The sequence below is a fragment of the Streptacidiphilus sp. BW17 genome, from assembly GCF_041262485.1.
Classification (GTDB): Bacteria; Actinomycetota; Actinomycetes; order Streptomycetales; family Streptomycetaceae; genus Streptacidiphilus.
Window position 1 is genome coordinate 223,143 of the sequence record NZ_JBGCCR010000009.1, and the last position, 25,609, is coordinate 248,751.

Sequence of the window (25,609 nt, forward strand, 5' to 3'; positions counted from 1 at the left end):
GGTGGCCATGGCCACGCCGTCAGTCGCGCCGCAACCGTCGGCCATGCCGCGGCGGAGGAATCCGCTGCACCGACGCGCCGATTCGCTCCGCTCGTGGCTGCGCGTCCTTTTCGTGGTGAGCATCGGCATCGCGGTCGCCCTGACGGTCCTGCTCGGCCTCCAGCTCTACTCGAACAGCCGCGCCTCCGCACAACGAGCCCAGGTGGGGCTGCACGAGGTGTCGACCGTCGCGACCACCGACCCGTCCACGGCGGGCGTCGGCACCTGGGTTGCCACGCTGACCTGGACGGACGCGTCCGGCCCGCACACGGTCCAGGCCCCCGTACCGGTGGCGACGGTCCCCGGCGACGACGTCTCCCTCTGGGTCAACGCCAAGGACGTCCCGCAGCCGCAGCCGATACCGGCCGTGCAGAGCGCGGGCAGCGCCGCCACCTACGCCCTGGCCGCTTTCGCCGCCGGTACGACCCTGCTGGCCGGCGGCTACGCCCTGGCCCGGCACTCGCTCGACCGGCGGACCTGGCGGGCCTGGGAGGAGGAATGGGCACGGGTCGAGCCGGACTGGACGCACCGCAGCTGACCGACTGCTCCGTTCCAAGTCATTCCGAGTCATTCCGAGTGATCATTCTGTCCGGTTTCGTGCAATTCTGAGCTGATGTCCGAGCTGATGACGCCTCTGGCACCGCTGACCAGGACAGTCCGGAAGGCGACCGCCGCCGGGCTGGCCTCGCTGCTGGCCTCGTTGCTGACCTCTGCCTGGCTGCGCAACCGCGCCACCGTCGCCTGGCTCCGACGCGCCGCCGAGGAGCAGCGCCGCTTCGTCGCCGACGCCGCACACGAGTTGCGCAGCCCGATCGCCGCGCTCCGCACCAACCTTGAGGTCTCCCTCGCCCACCCCGAGCAGACCGACTGGCCGGTGACGACCGCGCAGGCGCTGACCTCCGTCCGCCGCCTCCAGGAGCTGGCCGAGGACCTGCTGGTGCTGGCCCGCCCCGACGACGCCGAACGCCACAGCGAGCTGGTCGACGCGGGCGCCCTCGCCCGCGACCTGGTCGCGGACTTCCGCACCACGCATCCGCACCGCCCGGCCTACGCGCTCGACGTCCGCGACTCCGCCCGGATCCTGGGCAACCGCAGCGACCTGGGCCGACTGCTGCGCAACCTGCTCGACAACGCCACCCGCCACGCCGCCACCCGCGTCGACCTGACCGTCGACGTGGACAGGGCGGACGGAAACAACGCAGACGGGGACACGGTAGACGCGGACACGGCGGAAAAGACCGCGGAGTGGGTGGTCCTGACCGTGCACAACGACGGCTCGGACATCCCGGCCGAGGACCGCGAGCGGATCTTCGAGCGGTTCACCCGGCTGGCCGAGTCCCGCAGCCGTGACGCGGGCGGCTCCGGCCTGGGGCTGGCCCTGGCCCGCGAGACCGCCGTCCGCCACGGCGGCTCGCTCGCGCTCGCCCCGAGCGGGCCCACCTTCGTCCTCCGCCTCCCCGCCGCCGCCCCGTAGCGGCCCCGTAGCACCGCCCCGGCCACACCCTGGATGATCCTCCAGTTCCGGCAGCTCAGGACCGTGCCCGTGACCACTGGTGAGCGGTCTCCGCGCGTTGCTTCAATCGCGGCACAGCACCGCGAAGAAGCGGTGCACGTACCGCCGGTCTCCCGCTGGACCAGCGCACACGCAGGCACATACGCAGGCTCACCCGCAGGCCCACGCATCGGACAGGCCTACCAGCCTCTGAGGCTTGCATTTACGATGCCTGTGCGCACTTCCTCCTCGCTACCGCGAGGGTAGGAACCGGCGCGGACCGCAAGGAGCAAGGGACGTGATCGTCGGGGATCTGCTGGGCCTCACCGACCTGAGGATCGAGGTCGGATGGGCCACGCCCGAGCTCCTCGCCCGCGAGGTCACCGGCGTCACGTCCACCGACCTCCAGGATCCGGCCCGCTACCTGCGTCCCGGCGAGCTGGTGCTTACCGGTCTGGTCTGGTGGCGTCCCGACGACCTGGTCGCCGATCCGGCTGCCGCGGCCCGCGCCGCGGGGCGGTTCGCCACCGCGCTGCGCAGCGCCGAGGTCGCCGGGCTGCTCGCCGGCGAGGGCACCCACGGCGCGGTCCCGGCGGAGCTGGCGGAGGCGTGCCGGACGCACGGCATCCCGCTGCTCTCGGTCCCGGCCGGGACCAGCTTCCGCGCCGTCACCGACCGGGTCTACCTGCGGCTCTGGGGCGACCTCCAGCTCCGGTCCGAGGGCACGGCGGCCGTTCCGGCCACCGTCCGGCGCGAGTTGCTGGGCCTGCTGCACACGGGCGCGGAGCCGTCCGCCGTACTGGCGCGCGCGGTGGCGGACCTGGGGCTGCCGGACTGCTCACTGCTGACGACCGCCGGACGGACGCTCGGTTCCTCCGCCTCCGCCAGGTCGATGGGCGTGCCGACGCCGCGTGCGCTTCCCGTCGGTCCGCAGGGCGCCTCGCCGTTCGACGGCTGGCTGCTCCAGCCGCATGCCGAGCCCGCGACCGGCGCGGTCGCCGTCCTGCACGGACTCGCCGAACTCCTGGGCCCGTTGGCCGTCCGGGCCAGGTCCACGGCCACCGCGCAGCGGCAGGGTGCCGCCCGGGTGCTCGACCTGATCCGCGCGGGCGCGACCGGCGCGGGCCCGGACGGCGAGCTCGCGGAGGCGCTGACCGCCTGCGGTCTGCCGACCGGCGCTCCGTCCCCGTCCGCCCCTGCCGCACTCACCCCGGTCGTCGTCCGGATCCCCGGCAGCCCGGCCGCCTGGTCCCCCGCCGCGCTGGCCGAGGCGCTGCACCGGACGGACGCGCCCTTCGTCGTCGCGGCGGACGCTTCCGCCGCCGGAACCGCCGTCGGCGTCACCACCGCCCCGACGGCGGCGGTCACCGCCGCGCTCCGCACCGCCCTGCCGCGGCTGCGCTCGGCGCTGTCCGCCCGCCAGGCAGCCCCTGCCGTGGTGCACGCCGGAGTCGGCCCGTCCACCGCCGCGAACGCGGGCGCGCTGCGCTCCGCGCTGGTCCAGGCCGAGTACGCGCTGGCCTCCGCCGACCCGTCGGACGGTCTGGGCAGCAGCGCCGGGCTCGGCTCCCTCGCGACGCTGCTGCGCGGCATCCCGGCGGAGGTCCAAACCGCCTACCGGGAGCGGCTTCTCGCTCCGCTGGTCGAGCACGACCGGGTCAACAGCGTCTCGCTGCTCGACACTCTCGACGTCTTCCTCAGCCTGGATGCGTCCTGGAGCCGCACCGCGCGCGCCCTGCACATCCACGTCAACACGGTCCACTACCGCGTCGGCCGCATCGAGGAGTTGACCGGCCGCAGCCTCTCCGGCCTGGAGGACCGCCTCGACCTCCGCGCCGCCCTCCTCTGCGGCCGGACCGAGCGATCCGGCGCGTGAATGGCACGAAAGCCCCCGGACCGATCATGGTCCGGGGGCTTTCCGCTGGTCAGCGCTGTGCCCCATGCAGGATTCGAACCTGCGACACCGGCTTTAGGAGAGCCGTGCTCTATCCCCTGAGCTAATGAGGCGTTGCCCTCGTGGCAGGGTCAACGGCCCCGCCACGCGCTCAGTGTACCGGGTCTGTGGATCAGCGTCGGGGCTTCGAGCGGCCACGCGGGGATCAGAAGTGGAGTGCCACCTTTCCGGTCAGGCCGCCGCGCTCGACCAACTCCGTTGCCCTGCGCACCTGGCGGACGGAGAAGTGGTGGGCGACGTGCGGGCGGACCACCCCCGCGTCCACCAGGCGGACCAGCTCGGCCAGATCGGCGCTGTTCTCCTGGACGTAGCTCTTCTCCGCGCCCGGAAGATCGGGCAGCGGCGCGTCCGCGACGGAGACGTAGCGACCGTCCGGCACGAGGGCGGCGGACACGTCCACCCCGGCGGTGTCGAGGACCGCGTCGTAGCTCTCCGACGTCAGGTCCGAGGCCGCCGACGCGACGGAGGTCAGACCCAACTCTCCTGCGGGCTTCAGGTGTTCGGCACGAGAGACGAGCCCGTCCACCACCGCGCCCCGGTGCCGCGCGAGGGCCACCGCGGTCCTCCCCACCGCGCCGAGCGCGCCCGTGACCAACAACCGCTGCCCCTCGACGAGATCCAGTCGAGCCAGCGCCTGCAGGGCGGTGACTCCGGCGAGCGGAAGGGCCGAGGCCTCGACCAGTGGGACGGACGCGGGCGCGTGGGCCACCAGAGCGGCGGGCAACGCCACCAGCTCGGCCCAGGTCCCGAGCCCGGTCGCCAGCTGGGCCGACATCGCGACCACCCGGTCCCCGACCGAGAACTCGGCCGACTCCGTGGCGACCACCATGCCGGCGAGGTCCCAGCCGAGCGTCATCGGGAACGCGGGTCCGACGTCCCAGGCCCGCGTCTTCCAGTCCACCGGGTTGATCGTGCTGGCCACAGTGCGGACAAGCAGTTCGCCGGCCGCGGCGACGGGGGCGGCGGCCTCACGCACCCGCAGGACTTCGGGACCACCATGTCGGTCGATCTGGACAGCGAACACGAAAGCTACTTCCCTCCGGACGAGCACCAGCCGACGGCCGGAAGAGCCGTCAGTAGTCAGTACTCGGACGGTAAACTCTGACATCGGTGTGAGAGTCAAGGCCGGGGGGATCAGGTGCGCATCGGTGAGATGTCCCGCAGGACCGGGGTCCACCCGAGGCTGCTCCGCTACTACGAGGAGCAGGGCCTACTCGCCCCTGATCGCGGCTCAGGCGGCTACCGCACCTACCGCGAGGAGGACGTGGAGACGGTCCGGCGGATCCGGTGCCTCCTGGCCGCCAGGCTCTCCACCGCCACCATCGCGCTGATCCTGCCCTGCGTCCGCATGGACGGCCGACGACTGGTGCCTGTGTGCGACGACACGGTGGCCGCACTGCGACGCGAGCACGCGCGCGTCACCGAGGCCATCGACGAACTCCAGGCGTCGCAGGAGCTGTTGGAACTCGTCATCCAGGCCGGTGCGGGCCGCGGGGACTGACGCGCGCAACTCGCCGAGTGCGGCTCGGAAGCCCTCCCCCTGGCAGAGTGGATGCGTGATCGAGGTACGCGTCGCGCACACCGCCGAGTTGGACGAAGCGGAGCTCGCCGCTGCACGGGCGTTGCTGTACCGGGTCTTCGCGGACATGGCCGAGGAGGACTGGGAGCACTCGCTCGGGGGCGTGCACGCGCTGGTCCGGGAGCGCGGGCCCGGCGGCCAGGTGGTCGCGCACGCGGCGGTGGTGCAGCGGCGGCTGATGTACCGGGGGCAGGCGTTGCGGGCCGGGTACGTGGAGGGCGTCGGCGTCGAGGCGCGCCTGCGCGGGCAGGGGTACGGCGGGGCGGTGATGGCGGCCCTGGAGCGGGTGATCAGGCGCGCGTACGACGTCGGGGCGCTGGCGGCGACCGACGAGGCCATGGGGTTCTACGCCGCCCGCGGCTGGCAGCGGTGGCAGGGCCGGGCATCGGCGCTGACACCCGCCGGGGTGGTCCGGACGCCGGACGCCGAGGACTGCCTCTTCGTGCTGCCCGTGGCCTCCGGCCCGGCGCCGGAGCTCGACCTGACCGCCGAGCTGACCTGCGACTGGCGCGACGGCGACGTGTGGTGACCACCGGCCTGCTGTGAATGCGCCCGCGACGGACCATGGGAGTATGCAGGACGCAGAAGCGGGCTTCGAAGGGCTGCCGCCGGGCGATCGCGTGAAGGTCTACGAGGCGCCGGGCATCCGGGTCCGCTACGACGCCGGGCGCTGTCGGCACTACGCCGAGTGCGTGCGCCGCGCCGGGGAGGTGTTCGACCCGGAGCGGCGGCCGTGGATCCAGCCCGCCAACGCCGACGCGGAGCGGGTCGCCGCCGCCGTGCGCGCGTGCCCGACGGGCGCACTGCACTACCTGCTGCCGGAGGGCCCCGCCGAGGAGCCCGAGCGTCCCACCGTGATCACGCCGGAGCCGGACGGCCCGCTGCTGGTCCGCGGCGATCTCCGGATCGAGGCGCCTGCCGGAGCGGCCGAACCCTCCCGCGAGGTACGCGCAGCGCTGTGCCGGTGCGGCGCGAGCGCCAACAAGCCGTTCTGCGACGGCTCGCACGAGCGGATCGGCTGGCACGAGGCCTGAGACACACGGCCACGTACGCGTGTCCGTTCCCGGGAAATCGGCCCGCGTGACGGAGACTGCAAGGGACGAACGGCTGCAAAGAGACAAGACGGCAAGCGGACAGCCACGGGCAGCAGCACCGTCAGGAGGCGGCGAGGATGAGCACGAGCGAGGCCGAGGTCACGGTCGCCGACGCGCCGGGGGCGCAGCGGTTCGAGGCCCGGATCGAGGGAGAGCTGGTCGGGTTCACCTCGTACGTCCGCAACGACGACCGGGTGATCTACCAGCACACCGTCGTCGGCCCCGCCTACGAGGGCCTGGGCATCGGCGGCCTGCTGGCCCGCACCGCCGTGGAGGACGGCCGCCGCCGGGGCATCAAGGTCCAGGTGACCTGCCCGTTCATCAAGGCCTGGCTGACACGACACCCGGAGTACCAGGACGACGCCGAGTGAACGGCGCATCCGGTACTCCGGGTGCATGAGGGAGAGGAATCCCGACGGGCTGCGTCTCACCTCCGGACGACAACCCGTCAACAGCGACGCGGCGGACCGGTCCGAGCCAGACAGGTCACCCGGACCGGCCCACCACGCCACACCTGGTGCGGTGTGTCAGGAGACGCGACCGGCGAAGCTCGGGGTGTAGTCGCTGATGGTGTCCCACTTGACGCCCGAGCTCGGGTTGGCAGCCTCGACGTAGCGGCCGCCACCGACGTAGATGGCGACGTGGTAGACGCCGGAGTCGCTGCCGTCGCTGGACCAGAAGAGCAGGTCACCCGGCTGCAGCGAGTTGAGGGAGACCGGCGTGGTGGCCGAGGCCTGGTCGGCGGAGGTGCGCGGCAGGCTGATCCCGGCCTGGGCGTAAGCGGCCTGGACCAGACCGGAGCAGTCCCACGCGTTCGGGCCGTTGCCGCCGTAGACGTAGGAGTCGCCCACGTGCGCCTCGGCGAAGGCGATCGCCGTCGCGGCCGCGCCGGAGCCGGCCTGCGTCGAGCTGCTCGACGAGGTCGCCGCACCGGTGGACGCCTGGGTGGAGCCGGAGGAGTTCGAGCTCGCGGACGCGTTCGAGGACGAGGACGAAGCGGCGGACGACGAGTCGTTGTCCGAGTCGCCGGCCGAGTCGTTCGAGGGCTGTGCCGCCCGGGCGGACGCGGCGCTGCCGCCCAGGACCAGCTGCTGACCCGGGAAGATCAGGTTCGGGCCGTGGGTGAGGGTCGCCTTGTTCAGCTGGTACAGACGCTCCCAGCCGCCGGAGACATCGTGCTTCTGCGCGATGGTGGAGAGCCAGTCGCCGGTCCGGACCGTGTAGTGCCCGGCGGAGGAGCCGCCGGTCGCCGGGGCGCTGGAGGCGCTGGACGCGGCGGAGCCGGACTCGGAGGAACTGCTGGTGCTGCCGGCGGCCGACGAGTCGCTCGCGGCGGTCGAACCGGAAGAGCCGGTCGAGTTGGAGCTGCTCGACGAGCCGGAGGTGCTGATCGCCGGGGCGGGGCCGCCCTGGGTCAGACCGGCCTGCGGGCCGCAGACGGGCCAGGCGCCGGGGCCCTGGTCCGCGAGGACCTTCTCGGCGACGGCGATCTGCTGGTCCTTGCTGGCCTGGTCGGCGGAGGACGCGTACTGCTGCCCGCCGTAGGCGTCCCAGGTGGACTGCGAGAACTGGAGGCCACCGTAGTAGCCGTTGCCGGTGTTGATCGACCAGTCACCGCTGCTCTCGCACTGGGCGACGGAGTCCCAGGTGGAGACGGTGGCGGCGTGGGCGCCGGTCGCGGTGACCAGCGGAAGGGCGAGGCCTGCGCCGGTCAGCCCGACGGTGGCGAGCAGGCGCTTGGAGGCACGGCGGGCGATCTTGGGCGCGCGGTGGCGACCAGTCATGGTGTGGGTCCTCTCCCACGCCTGCGAGGTGAGCTGTCGGGTTCGGGCCGGAGTCGCCCGGCCGTGCAGAGCACGGCTTCACCCCGAGCCGGGAGCGACACGCTCCCGGCGACTTACCTGGGTCCCCCGCTCCTGCCGTGGTGTGCGTCGGGTGACAGCTGACAACCCCGACGGCAGGACTCGGCGTTCCGGAGATGTCAGTTCCGCTTAAGTGCGAACGACGCCGACCGTAGGCAGATCGAAGTTCAAACCTCAAGCCGATCAAAGGCCGTTGAGAGGTCCGTCACATCGACCATCATTGGTTCGCACTCCAACCCTGCGTAGATGTCCGAAATGTCGTCAAGATTGCACCCCCGGGCATGACAACGGGCCCGTCCGAAGGACGGGCCCGTTTCAAGCGGGGAATCTGAGAGAGCGATCTGACAGTGCGTCAGCCCAGTCGGGTCAGCTTCGCGCCGGTGCCCGGAGTGCTGAGCGCCGACTGCAGCGCGACCGGGATCGTCTGCGCTCCGGCACCACTGCCCACGACCAGGTTGCCGACGGCCGTCCCGGCGGCTGCGCTGTGCGGGACGGACTGTCCGGCGAGCGGCTGCAGCGACGTGCTCACCGACAGGCCGCTCCAGCCGATGACGCTGACGTCCGCGGTGGCCACGACCGGGGTGTGTCCGCCGAGACCGTCGTCGACGTACCCGACGACGTCGCCCTTCTTGATCACGGCGTGCGACTGCAGCGCGCTCTCGGCGCTGATGATCAGCTGCTGGCTCTTCTGCAGCACCTGGGCGAGGATGCCCTGCCCCGGCCCCGGCCCGATCGCGGGCTGGCTCAGCACCGCGCCCAGGATCAGCTGCTGCGAACCGCCGACGTTCTGCTCCGCCGCCCACACCAGGTTGCCGAGGGCCGCCGTGCTGGTGCCGGTCTTGATGCCGATGACGCCGTTGCTGCCGACCAGCGTGTTGGTGTTCGGCGTGATGCCGTTCTCCGCCGCGTTGAACGACGGGGTGCTGACGATCTCCTTGAAGACCGGCATCTGCATGGCCGCCTCGATCAGCTTGAGCTGGTCGTTGGCCGTGCTCTTGGTGGTCGCGTCGAGACCGCTGGGGTCGGTGTAGACGCTCTTGGTCATGCCCAGACCGGCCGCGGTGCTCTGCATCTTCTGCACGAAGGCGGCGTCACTGCCCGCGTCCCAACGGCCCAGCAGCCGGGCGACGTTGTTGGCGGAGGGGATCAGCAGCAGCTGGAGCGCCTGGTACTCGGTCAGCGGCTCGCCGACCGAGACCTTCATCACCGACTCACCCTGCGGCTTACCGGTGTTGTAGTCGTTCACCGCTGCCGCGTCCACCGGCACCATCGGCCCCTGGTCGCCGACCTTGAGCGGGTGGTCGTGCAGCACGATGTACGCGGTCATCACCTTGGTGACGCTGGCCAGCGGCACCTGGTTGTCGCTCCCGCTGTGCCCGAGCACGCCCAGCCCCGGTACGGCCACGGCGGCCTGACCGGCCGTCGGCCAGGTGAGGTTCGGCGTGCCGCCGGAGAAGGTGTAGCTCTGCTCGCCGGTGAACTGGAGCGTCGGCGTCGGGATCGGACGCAGCAACTGCACCGCGCCGAGCACGATCACGAGGACCAGCAGCAACGTGCCCCAGAGCCGGATCCGCCGCAGCGCGATCCGGGCCGGGGTCATCGGCCGACGGCTCAGCGTGGCCAGGATGTCCATCGCCTCGGCGGTGGTCTCCGGCGAGGGCATCACAGCGGTGGCGGTCCCCATGGCCCCGGCCCCGGCCGGAACGGGCTCGGGCGACGGTCCGCCCGTGCCGCCGGGCCCGCCCGCGCCGCCGCGCGGCGTCGGCGGGAGCGGCGGCGGGAAGACGGGCATGGCCCGCGTCTCGTCCTCGTCACCGGTGGGGCCGTCGTCGGCGGGCTTGTCACCGGCGGACTCGTCGGTGTCCTCGGCGGCGGGCTCCTCGGCGGCTTCGGGCTGCGCCTCGCCTTCGGCCTCCGCCTCCGGCTCTTCTTCCTCGGCGTCCTCCGCGTCCTCGGCTGCCTCAGCCTCGTCCGCAGGCTCGTCCTTGGCGCCGGCGCCGGCGTCGGGCTCAGCCTCAGCCTCAGCCTCGGGAGCTTCCTCCGCCTCCGGTGCTTCAGCCTCCGGCTCGTCCTCGCTCTCCGCTTCGGGCTTGTTCGACTCCTCCACGGATTCGGACTCAGCCTCGGGCTCCTTGGCAACCTCCGGCTCCGAGTCGAGGGCGCGCAGCACACGGGTCGGTACGTCGACCGAGGATTCGGGCGCATCCACCCCGTGCTCCTCCGGCTGCCCGCTCTCCTCCGCCTCCGCTGCTGCCTCAGGCTCCGCCTCGGTCGCGGGTTCCACGTCCGGAGCGGGGACGGCGGGATCGGTTCCCGCGCGTTCCGGCTCCCGCTCCGCGCCCGCGGTCCGCTGCGACCTGTCGGGGGACTCACCCACGTAACCCAGCCTCCTCTGTCCCTGCACGCACCCGTGCAGGACCGTCCCTGCAAACCTGCCTGTGACTGCCGCGTCGGCCCTGCTCACCGACGTCGACAAAGCGTGCAGGGACCAGTCTCCTGCACGCGCGGGGCCATTCCTGCTCACCGGGCCGCAGTCCGGCGATTCCCCACCCCTCGGCCAGACGCGGACGCGCGGTGCGGCGGTTCCGAAAGATCACGGAGTCGTGTCACTCTCTAGGCCCTCTCGACAGCAGGGTGTGAGAGGCGTCACTCTGTTGTGCATCCACGCGGGGAGGCTTGGATGGGCAAGAGCCGCAGAACAATTCCCGAGGAGCTGCTGTTGCTCGCTCTGGACCCGGCCACGGGTACCACAGCGCAGCCCCAGACGCTCGATCTCGGACTGGCCGGAGCGCAGCTCGTCGAGCTGGCCATGGCCGGACGAATAGTCCCGGACGGGGACCGGATCACCGTGGTCAATCCACGGCCGACCGGCGACCCGACCCTCGATCACGCGCTCGAACTGCTGCGCAGACGTGGCAGTGCAGTGCGCGCCGTGCAGTGGATCGGCGGCCCGCGCTTGGGCCTGCGCCAGACCTATCTCGCGCACCTGGAGCGGTGCGCGATGGTCAAGGCCGTGCCGGGCCAGGTGTGCGGGGTGCTACCGACGACCCGATACCAGGCGTCGGACGAGTGCACGAACAGCGCCATCAAGGAACGGCTCGACACGGCGATCCGCACGGGGGTCCCTCCGGACCCGCGCACCGCCGCGCTCGCCGCACTGGCCCACGCGGTCGGCCTCGGCAAGCATCTCTATCCAGGTAACGAAGGTCGCTCGTGCCGGTCACGCCTGCGCGACCTGATTCGTTACGACCCCCTCGGCGGCATGGTCGCGCATGCGGTCATGGACGTGCAGAACGGTCTGCCGACGCCCCAGGTCCGGGCGAACAACACCCGGCCGACCCCGGCACGCCCAGCCGCCGCCAGACCGTCGGTGTCCACCGGCATGGTGCGCGCCGGCGTGCGGTAGACCTGCGCGCGCCGAGTCCACGCGAACCGGAGCGGCGGCGAACCACCCTTCGCCGCCGCTCTCCCGCATGCCCGACGCGCGCGCTGTCACCGAGGAGCGTGCTGTCAGGTAAGAACGGCCCACGCTCACAACGACGCACGAGGGCGCAGAATCGTTCCGTCTTTGAGCGGATTCGTCAACATCCCCGGCGATTGGACCACATGAGGGCGTGTCGAGGTGGCATTCTGCTGACACAGGGGCGTGCCTGACCACCGATGCCCAGGAGAGACAGTGTCCACCGCCAGCAGCGTCAATCCCACCGTCCGCCGCCGCCGTCTCGGCGCCGAGCTGCGACGGCTCCGCGAGCAACGGGGCCTCACAGCGGAGGAGGTCGCACAGCAACTGCTGGTCTCCCAGTCGAAGATCAGCCGCCTCGAGAACGGCCGACGCAGCATCAGTCAGCGTGACGTCCGCGACCTCTGCGAGGTCTACGGGGTCAACGACCAGTCGATGGTCGACGGCCTGATGACCATGGCCAAGGAGTCGCGCCAGCGCGGCTGGTGGCACGCGTTCGGCGATGTCCCGTACAGCGTCTACATCGGCCTGGAGGCCGAGGCGGTGGGCATCCGGACCTACGAGTCGCTCTTCATCCCGGGCCTGTTGCAGACCCGCGACTATGCGCACGCCGTGGTCTCGGGTATCCAGCCGGAGGCGCAGCCCGCACAGATCGACAAGCGGACGGATGTCCGGATGGTCCGTCAGGAGCTGTTGCGCAACAGCGACGAACCGCTCCGCCTCTGGGCCGTCATCGACGAGGCCGCCCTGCACCGGGTGGTCGGCAGCCCGGAGACGATGCGGGCGCAGCTGGAGCACCTGATCGAGGCCAGCACGCTGCCGCACGTCACCGTCCAGGTGCTGCCGTTCGGCATCGGTGCGCACCCGGGAATGACCGCCAACTTCTCGATCCTGGAGTACCGGGATGCATCGGACGCCACCGTCGTCTATCTGGAAGGCGTGACGAGCGACCTGTACCTGGAGAAGGAAACGGATGTACGGGCGTACGCCAGCCTCTACCAGCATCTCCAGGCGCAGGCCCTCGGGCCGGAACAGACCCGGGAACTTGTGGACAAAGTGGCGAAACACCTTGCCCAGTGACACATAGTCCGCAAAACTGGCGTGCTCGGGCGCTGGGGGCGCGAGCATACACCAAGGGCATAGCTCTCAGTGTGAGCCTTCTCCAAAAGCTATCCAACGGGTGAACAGAATCAAGTGACGGTTTCCAGATCGCTTGCCCGGTGGGCAAACTGACACCAGCAATCACGATCACCCGCTTGTCGGATCCGCTGCCTGCGGGAGTCGCCGATTGCATGTCGGTCACCTCTTCCGGAACGGAGATGGAAATGATCACTGAGGACCACCGCGAGGACACCGGCCGAGGCGCCCTCGACTGGCGCAAGTCCAGCTACTCGGGCGCGAATGCCTGCGTCGAGGTCGCTCGACCCGCCGCGGCCGTCCACGTCCGCGACTCCAAGGATCTGAGCGGCCCGTCGCTGGAGTTCAGTCGCGAAGCCTGGACGGCCTTCCTGGCCGAGGTCGCCACCGGTTCCCTCGACCTGACCTGACCCGCCCTTATCTGAGCTGCCCTTATCTGATCTGCCCCGACCAGCCAGGCTCGACCAGTCCCGACTCCACCGGCCCAGCCAGGGCGCCGGAACGGACCTTCCCCGTCCGGCGCCCTCATGCCTGTCATGCCCGGACCAGCCCTTCCCGGGGTCGGCGAATATTCGGGGTCGGCCAATATCGGGGTCGGCCCATATTCGGCCAACTCCCGTCCGTCCGGGAACCGTTCACTACCGCAACTCGTCCACATAGGTGTCCGTACCCGGCAGGGTCGGGATGAACGGCGCCACCAGCTCCACCCGCGCACCGGGAACCGCACCGGCCACCTCCCCGTCCAGGCCGGTGAACGCGTCCCAGCAGGTGCGCGGGTCCTGTTGGAGGAACCAGATCAGGGTGAGGCGGGTGTCGGTCCCGTCCACCGGCTTCACGTACGACATCCGGTCCACCGGCAGCGGCAGCGGCTCGAAGAGCGTGCACATCGCGGTCGGCGAGCCGTTGCGCAGCCGGGCCGGGAGATGCCGGTCCATCAGCCAGTCGGTCAACTGACGCCGCTGTTCGGCGTTCTCGGTGTCGATCACCTGCAACACCAGGCCCTGGTACGGGAAGTCCAACGCGTGAACATCGCGCGGCCCGGCCGCGCCGTCGCGGTAGTAGGTGCTGACGTGCTGCTGGAACGCGGTGAAGACGTGGGTGCGGTCGCGGTAGACCCGACCGTCCCGGTTGAGCCGCTTGTTGATCTGCACCGTCCACCGCATATGGGCGTCGTGCCGCCCGCCGGTAACCCAGTAGACCGAGAGGTAGCAGCCTGCGGTGACAGGCTCGGCGACGACCGACTTCTCCGGATAGCGCAGCCGTTGCAGCTCGCGGGTGGCGACCCAGCGTCGTCCCGCGAACATCCAGGGCATGGCCATCGCCCCGGCGTAGAAGTGGTCGTCCTCATACCAACGGTTGTAGCCGTACTCGTGGCCCGGCAAGGGCTCGACCATGGTGATCAGGGCACTGCCGATGGCGACGCCGTAGGGCCCGCTCGCGGCCAGCTGCGTGTACTGCTCCAGATCGTCCGTCATGAGCTGACGGTAAGTCAGATACCGGCAACTTCCCAGAGCCCGGACGCGGCAGCCCAGCCTGAGCGACGACTGGTGGATCCTCCAGGTGTGAACACCCGAAGCATCGGATGCGCTGGACGTTTCTGGGCTGTCCGGTCCACGTTTGTCCCGATTAGCCTCCGGACATGTCGAGACGCGCAGGCCACGCGCCTGCCTCCCCCGTCCCCTTCGACCCCGCCGCAGCCCGCACGGTGCGCAGCGCCCTGGGCCTGAGCCCCGCCATGGTGGCCCGCGCGCTGGCCGACTCCTATGCCATGCGGGTGCCACCGGCCCTGGTCATCGCCTGGGAGACCGGGGCCACCCATCCCACCGAACGCGAACTCGTCGCTCTGGCCCGGGTGCTGTGGTGCCTGCCGGGCCAGCTGATGGGCGGCCGGGCGGCCACCCTGCGCGACCACCGGCTCGCCCTGGACCTGCCGCTGGAGGAGGTCGCCCGCCGCCTCCGCCTCTCCCTGCGCGACTACACCGCCATGGAGGCGCACTGGGACGGTGACCGCACGGAGACTCTCGACCTGGCCCGGGTGCTGCAGCTCACGCCCCGCGCCCTGGTTCGCGCCTGCGGCCGGGAGGAGCGCCTGGACGAGTCGTTGCGCCGCGCGGTCGACGGCCGCTGGCTGTCCCAGGTGGAGCCGGTCCGGGAGCTGGTGCCGACCCTCCCGGAGGAGTCGATCACCCGCGCGCTCAAGTCGCTGGCCGGCGAGCGGGCGACGTCCAGCGCACTGTGGGGCAGCAGCAGCACAAGCGCGAGCAGCAACATCATCGGCAACGGCAACAGCACCGGCACCGGCACCGGCGGCGTCGCAGCCGAACCGGCGCAGCAGTCGTCCGACGGCGAAGGTGAACTCTCCGAGCGCTTCTGGGCCCTGGCCGAGGGGTGAGCGGACCGCACGACTCTGGCCTTCCCGACGCCGCAGCTCTACTCTGACGCATCGTCAGTTCACTGCGGGAGGACGGACCCATGCTGCTCGAAGGACGCACCGTCGTGGTCTCCGGGGTCGGCCCGGGGCTCGGTCAGCGGGTCGCGCTCGCCGCGGCCCGGGACGGCGCCAACGTGGTGCTCGGCGCCCGCACCGAGGCGAACCTGGTCAAGGCGGCCGAGCAGATCGAGGCCGACCACCCCGGCCGGGCGGCCTGGCGGCGCACCGACATCGCCGACCCCGACCGCTGCGACGCGCTCGCCGCCCTCGCGGTGGAGCGCTTCGGCCGGATCGACGCGGTCGTCCATGTCGCCGCCATGGACCAGCACTTCGGCGGCATCGCGGACGCCGACTTCGACGAGTGGCGCCGCGTGCTGGACGTCAACCTGATCGGCACCCTGCAGCTGACGCGCTCCTGCCTCCCCGGGCTGCGCGAACGCGGCGGCGCCGTCGTCATCATCGGCACCCAGTCCGCGGTGGCCGCGCCCAGCCAGGTGCGGCAGGCCGCGTACGCGGCGTCCAAGGGCGCGCTGACCAGCGCGATGTACTCGATGGCACGCGAGCTGGGACCCGACCGGATCCGGGTCAACACCGTTCTGCCCGGCTGGATGTGGGGTCCGCAGGTGGAGTCCTACGTGACCTGGACATCGGCCTCCGAAAACGTCCCCGAGGAGGAGGTGCGCGGACGCCTGGCCGAGCGGATGGTCCTGCCCGAGCTGGCCACCGACGGCGACGTCGCCGAGGCCGCGATCTTCCTCGCCTCCGACCGCGCCCGCGCGATCACCGGCCAGTCGCTGCTCGTCAACGCGGGAGAACTGATGCGCTGAGGCGGGCGGCCCCGGACGCGGGGCAAGTGCCGGGGATCTTGACCGCGCCAATATCGTCGGACGTATGACGACACCGCTCGGGTCCAGACCCCTGTTCGACGCGCTCCAGGCGGACGCCCTGACCAGCGTCGAGGAGTTGCGCAGCCACTACCCCGCTCCGGGCGAGAACGCGTACCGCAAGGTGCGGGACCGGCTCACCGAGGAGACCCGGACGCTGGTCGGCTGCGCCTCGCTCGTCTTCCTCGGCAGCGCCGACCCCGCCGGCCACCCCGACGTCAGCCCGCGCGGCGGTCCGGCCGGCTTCGTCTCGGTGCTGGACGACGTCACGCTGGTCATCCCGGACGCGACCGGGAACAAGCGGCTGGACACCCTGCAGAACGTCATCGAGACCGGCCGGGTCGGGCTGCTCTTCGTCATCCCCGGCCGCGACACGACCCTGCGGATCAACGGGCGCGCCTGCGTCTCGACCCGGGCCGAGCTGCTCGCCCAGCTGACCGCCGTCGGCAAGCCGCCGGAAAGCGCACTGGTGGTGGCGATCGAGGAGGTCTACCCGCACTGTCCGAAGTCGCTGATGCGCGGCAACGCCTGGAAGCCGGAGAACTGGCTCCCCGCCGACGCCCAGCCCAGCTCGGCCCAGGTCACCCTCTCCCAGCTCGACCTGCCCGACCTGACGCTGGAGCAGGTCCTTGCGGACCAGCGCGACATGCTGGCCAACCGCTACGAATAAGTCCTGCCCAGCTCTTGTTACTCCAGGACCGGCAGCAGCTCCGGCAGGTGGCCGTCGGAGGCCAGGGCCGCCGCCCGGCGTTCCGCCGAGACCTCGCCGTAGAGGGTGGTGCGCTGTGCGGCCGGGCGCCCGGCAGCCGCGGCGACCGCCTCCAGGTCGTGAACGGACTTGTAGCTGCCGTAGGACGAGCCGGCCATCCGGGAGATGGTCTCCTCCATCAGCGTGCCGCCCAGGTCGTTGGCGCCGCTGCGGAGCATCTCCGCCGCGCCCTCGGTGCCGAGCTTGACCCAGCTGGTCTGGATGTTGGGGATCCGCCCGTGCAGCAGCAGCCGGGCCATCGCCGTCACCGCACGGTTGTCGCGCATGGTCGGGCCCGGCCGGGAGATTCCGGCCAGATAGACCGGCGCGTTGGTGTGCACGAACGGCAGCGTCACGAACTCGGTGAAGCCGCCCTTGCCGCGTTCGAGCGCGCGGTCCTGCATGTCGGCGAGCAGTCGCAGATGACCGAGCCAGTGCCGGGGCTGGTCGACGTGCCCGTACATCATCGTGGACGAGGAGCGGATATCCAGCTCGTGTGCGGTGGATACGACCTCGACCCAGGTCGCGGCGGGCAGCTTGCCCTTGGTCAGCACCCAGCGCACCTCGTCGTCGAGGATCTCCGCGGCCGTGCCGGGGATGGTGTCCAGCCCGGCCTCCTTGGCCTGCTGGAGCCAGTCCCTGATGGACAGTCCGGTCCGCGTCGCGCCGTTGACCACCTCCATCGGCGAGAAGGCGTGCACGTGCATGCCGGGCACGCGCTGCTTCACCGTCCGGGCGATGTCGAAGTACGCCGTCCCGGGCAGGTCCGGGTGGATCCCGCCCTGCATGCAGACCTCGGTCGCGCCGACGTCCCAGGCCTGCTCGGCGCGGTCGGCGACCTGGTCCAGGGAGAGGGTGTAGGCGTCGGCGTCGGTACGGCGCTGCGCAAAGGCGCAGAAGCGGCAGCCGGTGTAACAGACGTTCGTGAAGTTGATGTTCCGGGTGACGCAGTAGGTGACGGTGTCGCCGACCGTGTCGCGGCGGACGGCGTCCGCGACGGAGCAGAGGGCGTCCAGGGCCGGGCCGTCGGCGTGGAGGAGCGCCAAAGCCTGACCGTCCGTCAGGTTGCGCGGGTCGGCGGCGGCGACAGCCAGCGCCTCGCGCACATCCGAATCGATCCTTTCCGGGGCACCGGACGCGGCGGCGACCTCGCGCAGCGCCTCCCAGTCGCCGTAGACCTCGTCGAAGTCCGAGCGGCGGTCGCCCGTGCGTCCCCCGCCCGGTCCGTCCGCGTCGATCTCGCGGTGCAGTTCGGTGCGGCCGGAGGCGACGAAGACCTCCTCGGGCTCCTGCCACGGCAGTCCCACGGGGAGAGCGTCCTCCCGGGCCAGCCCGGTCTCCGGGTCCGCGAGGGCGCGGACGTGCGGCAGGACCCGTGGGTCGAGCCACGCCTCGTCGTGTCCGTCCCGCAGTGCCGGTCGCACGTACTCCGGATAGACCGTGAGCCGCTCGCGCAACGTGAAGCCGGAGGCGGCGGTGCGCTCGGCCAGCGCCTCGATCTGCGGCCACGGGCGCTCGGGGTTGACGTGGTCGGGAGTGAGCGGCGAGACGCCGCCCCAGTCGTCGATGCCCGCGCCGATGATCAGCGCGTACTCCTCGTCGACGAGGTTCGGCGGGGCCTGGATCCGGGCGGAGGGGCCGAGGACGAGCCGGGCCACGGCGACGGTCGCGGCCAGCTCCTCCAACTCGGCGTCGGGCATGGCGCGCATCGCCGTGTCCGGCTTGGCGCGGAAGTTCTGCACGATCACTTCCTGCAGCCCGTGGTACTGCCGGGCCACCCGGCGCAGCGCGAACAGCGAATCGGCGCGCTCGGCCGCGGTCTCACCGATGCCGATCAGGATGCCGCTGGTGAACGGCACCGCCGAGCGGCCCGCGTCCTCCAACACCCGCAGCCGGACGGCGGGTTCCTTGTCCGGGGAACCGTGGTGGGGACCGCCGGGCTCGGACCAGAGCCGGGTGGCGGTGGTCTCCAGCATCATGCCCATCGACGGCGCGACCGGCTTGAGCCGCTGGAAGTCGGTCCAGCTCAGCACGCCGGGGTTGAGGTGCGGCAGCAGGCCGGTCTCCTCCAGCACCCGGATCGACATGGCCCGGACGTAGGCGAGGGTGTCGTCGTAACCGTGCGCGTCCAGCCACTCGCGGGCCTCGGGCCAACGGTCCTCGGGACGGTCGCCGAGGGTGAACAGCGCCTCCTTGCAGCCCAGCGCGGCTCCCTGACGGGCGATCGCCAGCACCTCGTCCGGCGAGAGGTAGAGGCCGTGCCCCTCGCGGCGCAGCTTGCCGGGGACGGTGACGAAGGTGCAGTAGTGGCAGCGGTCCCGGCAGAGCCGGGTGAGCGGGATGAAGACCTTCTTCGAGTAGGTGATCACGCCGGGCCGCCCGACGGCTTCGAGACCCGCGTCCCGCAGGCGTGCCGCGACCGCGCACAGCTCGCGCAGGTCCTCGCCCCGGGCGTGCAGCAGCACCGCGGCCTCGGCGGTGTCCAGGGCGACGCCCTGACGGGCCCGGTGCAGCGCACGACGCATGGCGGTGCTGGTCACGGTGCCGGTCACGGTGCTGGTCCGCTGATCCTTCATGCCCTGAACCTTACGCGTCGGACGTGTCGGGGTCTGAAGGTTCCCGCAGTGCACCTCAAGAGGGAACCATCAGACGGAACCCTGAGACCGCCTCAGGGTCGCGTACGACGACGGGTGGAAACGTGATTGCGCCCACGGGCCGATGCAGCGAGGCTGCCCGAAGGCGTTCAATAGCACCGTGCATAAGAACGGGGTCAGCAATACCGGCAACGTCAACACCGGCAACGTCAATACCGGCAATGTCGAAGAGACTGGTACGGCGACGAACGGGACGGAAGGACGAGGGATGTCGAACAGCACCGCGGCGTGGAGCCGCAAGCGGGTCCTGATGGTGTCGGCCGCGGTCGCGGCCGTCGCGGGCTCCGTGGCCGCGGGAACAGCGCTGGCGGCCGGGCCCACGCTGCCACCCATAACCGCCCAGCAGCTGCTGGTTCACGCGATGAACAGCAACGTCCAGACCTTCTCCGGCACGGTCGAGTCCAGCGTCGACCTCGGCGTGCCCTCGCAGCTGCTGAACGCCCTGCCCTCGGCGGCGGCGTCGGCCGCGGGTGCGGCGGGCGCCCCCTCGGCGCAGCAGTCCGCGCAGTCCGGGCAGTCGAAGATGGCGCAGCAGGAGCTGCTGGCGCTGCTCTCCGGCACGAGCACGGCACAGGTCGCCAAGGACGGCAGCGCCAAGCAGAGCTTCACCGCCACCAACTCCGGCCGCACGGTCGAGGTGGTCCACAACGGCTCGGACGCCTGGGCGTACGACAGCCAGGGCAACCAGGTCACCCACTGGACCGGCGTCGGCCAGGGCGAGCAGAACCCGTCGGCGACCCCGCAGGCTGCCACGCCGCAGGACGCGGCCAAGCTGCTGGGCCAGATCACGCCCTACAGCAACGTGACCGTCAGTGGCTCCTCCGAGGTGGCGGGCCACCAGGTCTACACGCTGCAGATCACGCCCAAGGGAACGGGCTCCACCATCGGTCTGGTCGACATCTCGGTGGACGCCAAGACGTACCTGCCGCTCGAGGTCAAGGTGCTGCCCGCGGACGGCAGCGACGCGATCGCGGACATCCGCTTCGCCTCCATCTCCTACGCGGCCCCGGCCGCCTCGACCTTCCAGTTCAACACCCCGGCGGGCGCCAAGGTCACCACCAAGAACGCGCAGACCGCCAAGAACGGTGAGGCCGGCAAGCAGCACACCAAGCCCGGACACGGCATGCCGACCGCTCCGGCCCAGCACAACCAGAAGCCGGGCGCCAACGGCGAGACGGTCCTCGGCTCCGGCTGGCAGACGGTCTGGAAGATCAACCCGCAGCAGGCCGCGAACAAGAACGGCAAGAGCGGCCAGGGTGCGCTCAGCGCGCTCGGCGCCCTCAAGGAGGTCGGCAAGCCGGTGAACGGCGGCACCCTCTTCTCCACCAAGGTGGTGAACGTCCTGGTCACCCCCAACGGCACGGTGTACGCGGGCGCGGTCACCCCGTCCTACCTGGAGAACCTGGCCGGGCAGTAGGGCGGACGGCAATCAAGCCCGCCTCAAGCAGCTGAAGCTGAAGCTGCCTGAACTCGCCCACTAGTTCAGACAAGTGAGCCGTCGACCGACTCGTCGGTCGGCGGCTCACCACTGCTCATAAGCCGTTCGCCGTAGATTCCCCCGCGCTGCGTAGCGTGCAGGCCTGTCATGCCCAGGCCCGCCTCCACCGAGGAGACCACGTGCGCACGCGCCACCTGTTCGCCGCCGCTCTCGCCACCACCACGGCTGCCGTCCTAGGAGTGTTCAGTGGCGGAATGACCGGCACCGCCCACGCCGCCACCGCGGCAACAGCGTCCGGCACCACCAGCAGCACCAGCAGCAGCACCGGCTCGACCCTCTCCGTCTTCGCCTGGAACGTCGACCTGGCCACCTCGGTCGTCGACAGCACGGAGAACGAGAACGCCGCCGGCCGTACCCCGACCATCGCGTCGATCGTCCGCAAGCACGACGCCGACGTGGTGGTGCTGGACGAGCTCTTCAACGACAGCTCGACCACCACGCTGGAGAACGACCTGGCGGACCTCTACCCGTACCACACACCGGTGGTGGGCGCGGACTGCTCCGGCTCCGGCTGGAACGGCGTCAGCGGCAACTGCTCCAACTCGCCGTTCGTCATCAACGGCGGCACGATGATCTTCTCCAAGTACCCGATCGACGCCCAGTACGCGCACGTCTTCAGCAACTCGACGTCCGGCACCTGGGACTACAACGCCAACAAGGGCGCGGCGCTGGCGGAGATCAACAAGAACGGCACCGAGACCTGGGTCGTCGGCACCCACCTCCAGGCCGACCAGTCGGGCACCTCCACCGACACCACCCAGGCCACCCGGCTCGCGCAGCTGGGCGAGATCCAGAGCTGGGTCAACGGCATCGTCGGCACCTCCGCCCCGGTGCTGATCGGTGGCGACCTCAACGTCGAGTACTCCCACGGTGCTTCGCGCGGCGACTACGCCAACGCGGAGAACGCCGTCGGCGGCGTCCTGGGCACCCCGGCCACCGACCCGTCGCAGCTGTGGACGATGGACTGCACGGTCTCCGCCTGGTGCCAGTACATGGCCGGCGTGGAGTCGTTTCCGGTCGACTACCAGGACAGCCTGGACTACATCGGCTACCTCAACGCACCGGGCCGCCCGACCCCGGTCTCGCTGCCGTCGGTCGCCACCGACTTCGACCCGCAGGCGGGTTGGACCCAGGGCCAACTGGACACCAACGCGCCGAGCGACCACTACCCGGTCCAGGCGACGTTCCAGCTGCAGTGACGTCCCAGCTGCAGTGACGTCCGAGCCGCAGTAGTTCCGACTGTCGTAACCGTCCGTCAGGAGAGCGGCTGCTGTTCCTCCGCGACCAGCAGCCGCTCCGGCGTCCGCGCCGCCAGAACTGCCGCCGCCCTGCTGCTCCGTCGGGCCTGACGCAGGCCGTCCACGGTCAGCAGCACCAAGGCCGCCCACACCAGCCCGAAGCCGACCCACCGGGTCATCGGCATCTGCTCGTGGAAGACGGCGATGCCCAGCAGAAATTGGAAGACCGGCGCCAGGTACTGGAGCAGCCCGATCGTGGTCAGCGGCACCCGGACCGCCGCCGCGCCGAAGGCGACCAGCGGCACGGCCGTCACCACCCCGCACAGCGCCAGCAGCACCGCGTGGCCGGGCCCGTGGGTGGTGAAGGTGGAGCGGCCCTCGCTGCCCAGGAAGAGCAGGTAGCCGAGCGCGGGCAGGAAGAGGAACGCGGTCTCGACGGCGAAACTCTCCAGGCCGCCCAGCCCGACCTGCTTCTTGATCAGTCCGTAGACCGCGAAGGAGAACGCCAGCGTCAGCGCGATCCACGGCAGTTGCCCGTAGCCGACGGTCAGCACGATCACGGCCACCGCACCGATCGCGACCGCGACCCACTGCGACGCGCGCAGGCGCTCCCTCATGATGAGAACGCCGAAGGCAATGGTGACAAGCGGGTTGATGAAGTAGCCGAGCGAGGTCTCCACGACGTGGCCGGTGTTGACGCCCCAGATGTACATCCCCCAGTTGACGCTGACGAACGCGGCTGCCAGGCCGATCAGCGCGAGCCGCTTCGGCTGCCGGAGCAGCGGCCGGATCCAGGCCCATTTACGCCGCACCGCGAGCAGCACCAGCGCCACCGCCAGCGACCAGACCATCCGGTTGGCCAGGATCTCCCCCGCGCCCGCCGGTTCCAGCAGCGGCCAGTAGAGCGGGAAGAACCCCCACAACGTGTACGCGACCATGCCCAGCAGCAGACCCGTCCGTTCTCGCTGCCCTGATTCCGGCTGTCGCCCTGATTCCCGCTCTCGCCCTGGCTCCTGCATGCGCCCTGACTCCTGCATACGCCTCACCCGTAACACCCCAACCCGTCCGTCGTCCCCTACACACCCCGGACAGGACGGTAAACGACGGGACCCCTGCCCGGAAATCGGGCAGGGGTCCCAAAACTGGGCGTCAGTTGGACGAAGCGTCCAGATGGTCCATCGGGTCCATGTGCTCGAGCGTCTCCAGCTTCACACCCGAGGCCGCGGCGTCCTCCAGCTCGTCGTGGGCGCTGACCACGTCGAACGGGACGATGGTCGCCACCACGTTGGGGAGCTTGCCGACCGCGCGGGCGACCTGGTCGGCGGTGCGGCGGTGCAGCAGCCGGCCCAGGACCGGCGAGTAGTTGCGCTCCGGGATCAGCAGCGTGATCTGGCTCTTCTCACGCTTGGAGGTGCGCGCGATCAGCTCCACCAGGGAGCGGGTGATCCGGCGGTCCGGGCACTCGACGATCTCCAGCGGCAGGTCGCCGACCTCGGCGTTGGCCCACTGGGTCTTCAGTCGCTCGGCCTCGCGGTCGTCGATCATGAAGTGGACCGCGCGTATCTCGGACGGCCGCAACGAGCGGGCGTAGCGGATCGCCTTGAGCACGGCCAGGTCGACGCGATCGACCAGGATGTACATCACCTGGCGGCGGGCCAGCGGGGTGGTGGTGTCGACCGGGGCGGTGGCCAGCGCCTCCGCCTCCTCGCGGTACCGCTTGTTGACCTTGATCAGCGACCAGACACCGATCGGGAAGATCACCACGACGACCCAGGCGCCCTCGGTGAACTTGGTGACCGCGAAGATGCCGACCACCAGGAACGAGGCAATGGCCGCCGCGCCGTTGATGGCGATCTTGAGCACGCGCTTGGGCTCTCTGCGGTCCCAGTGGTGCTTCACCATGCCCGCGCCGGCCATGGTGAAGCCGGTGAAGACACCGATCGCGTAGAGGCTGACCAGGTGGGTCAGGTCGCCGCCGGTGGCGATCAGCAGCACCAGCGAGACGGCGGTCAGCACGATGATGCCGCTGGAGAACGCCAGCCGGTGTCCGCGCCGGGTCAGCTGGCGCGGCAGGAACGAGTCCTCGGCGACGAAGCTGGCCAGGAACGGGAAGCCGTTGAAGGAGGTGTTGGCGCCGGTGTAGAGGACCAGCGCGGTGACCAGCTGGACGAAGACCAGCGCGGCGTAGCCGTACCAGCTGTTGCCGAAGGCCCAGCTGGCCTCCTGCGAGACGACGGTCGGCGTACCGCTGACGAACGGCGTGGCGTGGGTGACATGCGCCAGCAGCGAGACGCCGAGGACGCCGGTGCCCAGCACGGCGGACATCACGATCATGGTCTTGCGGGCGTTGGCGCCCTGCGGGTTGCGGAACGTGCTGACGCCGTTGGAGATGGCCTCCAGACCGGTCAGCGAGGAACCGCCGTTGGCGAAGGCACGCAGCATGACCAGCAGGCCCGCGCCGTAGAAGAAGCCGCTGTGGCCGGTCCCCAGGGCGTACATGCCCGCCTGGTGGGTGTTGAGCTGCGTGTGGTCGCCGAACAGGACCCGGATCAGGCCGACCACGACCAGCAGGCCCATGCCCACCATGAACAGGTACGCCGGCAGCGCGAACGCACGCCCGGCCTCGCGGATACCGCGCAGGTTGCCCCAACAGAGCAGCAGCACGACCGCGATGGTCAGCCACAGCTTGTGAACGGAAACAAAGTTGACGAGGCTCGCGTTCCCCCAGAGGAACTGCCCGAGCGAGACGATCGCGTCGGTACCGGCAGCCGCCTGGACGGCCACGGTGACGATGTAGTCGATCAGCAACGCGACGGCCGCGATCTGCGCCACCCGCGGACCGAAGTTCTCGCGCGCCACGACGTAGGAACCACCGGCCCGGGTGTAGACGCTGACGACCTCCCGGTAGGAGAACGTCAGCAGCACCAGCAGACCCAGGATGACGAAGGTCAGCGGGATCAGCGCGGTGAAGGCGGCGATGCCGATCGCCGGGATCAGGATCACCAGCATCTGCTCGGAGCCGTAGGCCATGGAGGAGATGCAGTCCGAAGCCAGGACGCCGAGGGCGACCGAGTTGGAGAGCTTCTCGTGAGTGAGCTGTTCCGTGACCAGGGGCTTACCGAGCAAACGTTTCTTCGCTCGATAGCCGAGGCTCTCCGGGAGTTCGACCTCGCCAGAGGGGCTGATGGTGCCGGCCATGATGGGTTCCGATCCGGGCGGGAGTTGACCTCACATGCATACTCCGGCCCGATAAGACAAATCGGACATCCCTTAACGGAAGATGGGATCTTAGCGCGTCCCTAACAACCTCGTTATCGCTTCGATCGCAATTCGTGGGTTTCCACGTGGCCTGCAGCACATTGAAACCGCAGACCACGTGGAGAAACCGTCAAGATCAACTCGGCGGCACGGTCAAGTGTTGTCAGGCGTTGTCAGACGTTGGACTGACGGTCCAGGTGTCGTGGCCGGTGAGGAGGGCTTCGAGGTCGCCGGGGCCCTGGGTGGCGACGGCCTGGTCGAGTTGCTGGTTGAGTTGCCGG

Annotated in this window: 22 protein-coding genes, 1 tRNA gene and 1 riboswitch; of the genes, 15 read left to right on the forward strand and 8 right to left on the reverse strand. The window is 70.7% G+C overall.

Features of this window, described 5'->3' with window-relative positions; genetic code table 11:
* Nucleotides 1–7: 7 nt before the first annotated feature.
* The 3 genes from ABH940_RS14425 to ABH940_RS14435 all read left to right on the forward strand — a co-directional run bounded on the left by ABH940_RS14425 (nucleotide 8) and on the right by ABH940_RS14435 (nucleotide 3,407).
* Nucleotides 8–577, forward strand: coding sequence for a hypothetical protein (locus ABH940_RS14425; RefSeq protein WP_370068969.1), 570 nt, complete (start codon nucleotides 8–10; stop codon nucleotides 575–577).
* A 75-nt stretch (nucleotides 578–652) separates the two neighbouring features.
* Nucleotides 653–1,513, forward strand: a complete 861-nt coding sequence (locus tag ABH940_RS14430) for a sensor histidine kinase (protein WP_370068971.1) — start codon at nucleotides 653–655, stop codon at nucleotides 1,511–1,513.
* A 316-nt stretch (nucleotides 1,514–1,829) separates the two neighbouring features.
* On the forward strand, nucleotides 1,830–3,407 hold the full coding sequence (locus ABH940_RS14435; RefSeq protein ID WP_370105405.1) for a helix-turn-helix domain-containing protein: 1,578 nt from the start codon (nucleotides 1,830–1,832) through the stop codon (nucleotides 3,405–3,407).
* Nucleotides 3,408–3,465: 58 nt separating this feature from the next.
* Here ABH940_RS14435 and ABH940_RS14440 read toward each other — a convergent pair.
* A tRNA-Arg gene (locus ABH940_RS14440) sits at nucleotides 3,466–3,538 on the reverse strand.
* Between the two features lie 92 nt (nucleotides 3,539–3,630).
* A complete protein-coding gene (locus tag ABH940_RS14445) occupies nucleotides 3,631–4,509 on the reverse strand; it encodes an NADP-dependent oxidoreductase (RefSeq protein ID WP_370068975.1) in 879 nt (292 codons plus the stop codon).
* 114 nt (nucleotides 4,510–4,623) lie between these two features.
* On the opposite strand from ABH940_RS14445, the gene ABH940_RS14450 reads away from it, so the two are divergent.
* The 4 genes from ABH940_RS14450 (at nucleotide 4,624) to ABH940_RS14465 (ending at nucleotide 6,529) form a co-directional block, all read left to right on the forward strand.
* Nucleotides 4,624–4,986 (forward strand): MerR family transcriptional regulator, encoded by a 363-nt coding sequence (locus tag ABH940_RS14450; RefSeq protein WP_370068977.1) that lies wholly within the window; start codon nucleotides 4,624–4,626, stop codon nucleotides 4,984–4,986.
* 55 nt (nucleotides 4,987–5,041) lie between these two features.
* Entirely contained in the window at nucleotides 5,042–5,593 is a 552-nt protein-coding gene (locus ABH940_RS14455; RefSeq protein WP_370068979.1) for a GNAT family N-acetyltransferase, read from the forward strand.
* 43 nt (nucleotides 5,594–5,636) lie between these two features.
* The gene (locus ABH940_RS14460) at nucleotides 5,637–6,098 is read left to right on the forward strand and encodes a (4Fe-4S)-binding protein (protein ID WP_370068981.1); all 462 of its coding nucleotides are present in this window, start codon (nucleotides 5,637–5,639) and stop codon (nucleotides 6,096–6,098) included.
* A 137-nt stretch (nucleotides 6,099–6,235) separates the two neighbouring features.
* Complete coding sequence (locus ABH940_RS14465) at nucleotides 6,236–6,529, forward strand: GNAT family N-acetyltransferase (protein ID WP_370068983.1); 294 nt, start codon at nucleotides 6,236–6,238, stop codon at nucleotides 6,527–6,529.
* A 156-nt stretch (nucleotides 6,530–6,685) separates the two neighbouring features.
* On the opposite strand, the gene ABH940_RS14470 is transcribed toward ABH940_RS14465, so the two are convergent.
* Nucleotides 6,686–7,942 carry a transglycosylase family protein gene (locus ABH940_RS14470; protein ID WP_370105406.1) on the reverse strand — a complete coding sequence of 419 codons (1,257 nt, stop codon included), beginning with the start codon at nucleotides 7,940–7,942 and terminating at the stop codon, nucleotides 6,686–6,688.
* A 5-nt stretch (nucleotides 7,943–7,947) separates the two neighbouring features.
* Nucleotides 7,948–8,102, reverse strand: a riboswitch (cyclic di-AMP (ydaO/yuaA leader).
* 270 nt (nucleotides 8,103–8,372) lie between these two features.
* Entirely contained in the window at nucleotides 8,373–10,397 is a 2,025-nt protein-coding gene (locus ABH940_RS14475) for a D-alanyl-D-alanine carboxypeptidase family protein (protein ID WP_370105407.1), read from the reverse strand.
* Nucleotides 10,398–10,700: 303 nt separating this feature from the next.
* Between ABH940_RS14475 and ABH940_RS14480 the strand changes: the two genes are divergently transcribed.
* The 3 genes from ABH940_RS14480 to ABH940_RS14490 all read left to right on the forward strand — a co-directional run bounded on the left by ABH940_RS14480 (nucleotide 10,701) and on the right by ABH940_RS14490 (nucleotide 13,027).
* Complete coding sequence (locus ABH940_RS14480) at nucleotides 10,701–11,426, forward strand: GPP34 family phosphoprotein (RefSeq protein ID WP_370068989.1); 726 nt, start codon at nucleotides 10,701–10,703, stop codon at nucleotides 11,424–11,426.
* A gap of 270 nt (nucleotides 11,427–11,696) precedes the next feature.
* Nucleotides 11,697–12,560 (forward strand): helix-turn-helix domain-containing protein, encoded by an 864-nt coding sequence (locus ABH940_RS14485; RefSeq protein WP_370068992.1) that lies wholly within the window; start codon nucleotides 11,697–11,699, stop codon nucleotides 12,558–12,560.
* 245 nt (nucleotides 12,561–12,805) lie between these two features.
* The gene (locus tag ABH940_RS14490) at nucleotides 12,806–13,027 is read left to right on the forward strand and encodes a DUF397 domain-containing protein (protein ID WP_370068994.1); all 222 of its coding nucleotides are present in this window, start codon (nucleotides 12,806–12,808) and stop codon (nucleotides 13,025–13,027) included.
* A 228-nt stretch (nucleotides 13,028–13,255) separates the two neighbouring features.
* Here ABH940_RS14490 and ABH940_RS14495 read toward each other — a convergent pair whose 3' ends face one another.
* On the reverse strand, nucleotides 13,256–14,092 hold the full coding sequence (locus tag ABH940_RS14495; RefSeq protein WP_370105408.1) for a hypothetical protein: 837 nt from the start codon (nucleotides 14,090–14,092) through the stop codon (nucleotides 13,256–13,258).
* A gap of 164 nt (nucleotides 14,093–14,256) precedes the next feature.
* On the opposite strand from ABH940_RS14495, the gene ABH940_RS14500 reads away from it, so the two are divergent.
* The 3 genes from ABH940_RS14500 (at nucleotide 14,257) to ABH940_RS14510 (ending at nucleotide 16,602) form a co-directional block, all read left to right on the forward strand.
* Nucleotides 14,257–15,009 (forward strand): XRE family transcriptional regulator, encoded by a 753-nt coding sequence (locus tag ABH940_RS14500; RefSeq protein ID WP_370105409.1) that lies wholly within the window; start codon nucleotides 14,257–14,259, stop codon nucleotides 15,007–15,009.
* Between the two features lie 80 nt (nucleotides 15,010–15,089).
* Nucleotides 15,090–15,875, forward strand: coding sequence for an SDR family oxidoreductase (locus ABH940_RS14505; protein WP_370069000.1), 786 nt, complete (start codon nucleotides 15,090–15,092; stop codon nucleotides 15,873–15,875).
* A gap of 64 nt (nucleotides 15,876–15,939) precedes the next feature.
* The gene (locus ABH940_RS14510; protein WP_370069002.1) at nucleotides 15,940–16,602 is read left to right on the forward strand and encodes an MSMEG_1061 family FMN-dependent PPOX-type flavoprotein; all 663 of its coding nucleotides are present in this window, start codon (nucleotides 15,940–15,942) and stop codon (nucleotides 16,600–16,602) included.
* 17 nt (nucleotides 16,603–16,619) lie between these two features.
* Here ABH940_RS14510 and ABH940_RS14515 read toward each other — a convergent pair whose 3' ends face one another.
* Entirely contained in the window at nucleotides 16,620–19,205 is a 2,586-nt protein-coding gene (locus ABH940_RS14515) for a bifunctional FO biosynthesis protein CofGH (protein WP_370069023.1), read from the reverse strand.
* Nucleotides 19,206–19,542: 337 nt separating this feature from the next.
* On the opposite strand from ABH940_RS14515, the gene ABH940_RS14520 reads away from it, so the two are divergent.
* Nucleotides 19,543–20,751, forward strand: a complete 1,209-nt coding sequence (locus ABH940_RS14520; protein ID WP_370105410.1) for an outer membrane lipoprotein carrier protein LolA — start codon at nucleotides 19,543–19,545, stop codon at nucleotides 20,749–20,751.
* A gap of 200 nt (nucleotides 20,752–20,951) precedes the next feature.
* Nucleotides 20,952–22,031, forward strand: a complete 1,080-nt coding sequence (locus ABH940_RS14525; protein WP_370105411.1) for a sphingomyelin phosphodiesterase — start codon at nucleotides 20,952–20,954, stop codon at nucleotides 22,029–22,031.
* Between the two features lie 56 nt (nucleotides 22,032–22,087).
* Here ABH940_RS14525 and rarD read toward each other — a convergent pair whose 3' ends face one another.
* A complete protein-coding gene (rarD, locus tag ABH940_RS14530; RefSeq protein WP_370069008.1) occupies nucleotides 22,088–23,008 on the reverse strand; it encodes an EamA family transporter RarD in 921 nt (306 codons plus the stop codon).
* Between the two features lie 211 nt (nucleotides 23,009–23,219).
* Complete coding sequence (locus ABH940_RS14535) at nucleotides 23,220–25,268, reverse strand: APC family permease (protein ID WP_370105412.1); 2,049 nt, start codon at nucleotides 25,266–25,268, stop codon at nucleotides 23,220–23,222.
* Between the last annotated feature and the right edge of the window lie 341 nt (nucleotides 25,269–25,609).

Excerpts from the sequence above, each read along its gene's own strand:
- ABH940_RS14425 (WP_370068969.1), top strand. The coding sequence starts at position 8 with ATGGCCACGCCGTCAGTCGCGCCGCAACCGTCGGCCATGCCGCGGCGG.
- ABH940_RS14515 (WP_370069023.1), bottom strand. The coding sequence starts at position 19,205 with ATGCGTCGTGCGCTGCACCGGGCCCGTCAGGGCGTCGCCCTGGACACC.
- ABH940_RS14490 (WP_370068994.1), top strand. The coding sequence starts at position 12,806 with ATGATCACTGAGGACCACCGCGAGGACACCGGCCGAGGCGCCCTCGAC.
- ABH940_RS14460 (WP_370068981.1), top strand. The coding sequence starts at position 5,637 with ATGCAGGACGCAGAAGCGGGCTTCGAAGGGCTGCCGCCGGGCGATCGC.
- ABH940_RS14500 (WP_370105409.1), top strand. The coding sequence starts at position 14,257 with ATGTCGAGACGCGCAGGCCACGCGCCTGCCTCCCCCGTCCCCTTCGAC.
- ABH940_RS14465 (WP_370068983.1), top strand. The coding sequence starts at position 6,236 with ATGAGCACGAGCGAGGCCGAGGTCACGGTCGCCGACGCGCCGGGGGCG.
- ABH940_RS14430 (WP_370068971.1), top strand. The coding sequence starts at position 653 with ATGTCCGAGCTGATGACGCCTCTGGCACCGCTGACCAGGACAGTCCGG.
- ABH940_RS14510 (WP_370069002.1), top strand. The coding sequence starts at position 15,940 with ATGACGACACCGCTCGGGTCCAGACCCCTGTTCGACGCGCTCCAGGCG.
- ABH940_RS14505 (WP_370069000.1), top strand. The coding sequence starts at position 15,090 with ATGCTGCTCGAAGGACGCACCGTCGTGGTCTCCGGGGTCGGCCCGGGG.
- ABH940_RS14480 (WP_370068989.1), top strand. The coding sequence starts at position 10,701 with ATGGGCAAGAGCCGCAGAACAATTCCCGAGGAGCTGCTGTTGCTCGCT.
- rarD (WP_370069008.1), bottom strand. The coding sequence starts at position 23,008 with ATGGTCGCGTACACGTTGTGGGGGTTCTTCCCGCTCTACTGGCCGCTG.
- ABH940_RS14470 (WP_370105406.1), bottom strand. The coding sequence starts at position 7,942 with ATGACTGGTCGCCACCGCGCGCCCAAGATCGCCCGCCGTGCCTCCAAG.
- ABH940_RS14535 (WP_370105412.1), bottom strand. The coding sequence starts at position 25,268 with ATGGCCGGCACCATCAGCCCCTCTGGCGAGGTCGAACTCCCGGAGAGC.
- ABH940_RS14495 (WP_370105408.1), bottom strand. The coding sequence starts at position 14,092 with ATGACGGACGATCTGGAGCAGTACACGCAGCTGGCCGCGAGCGGGCCC.
- ABH940_RS14520 (WP_370105410.1), top strand. The coding sequence starts at position 19,543 with ATGTCGAACAGCACCGCGGCGTGGAGCCGCAAGCGGGTCCTGATGGTG.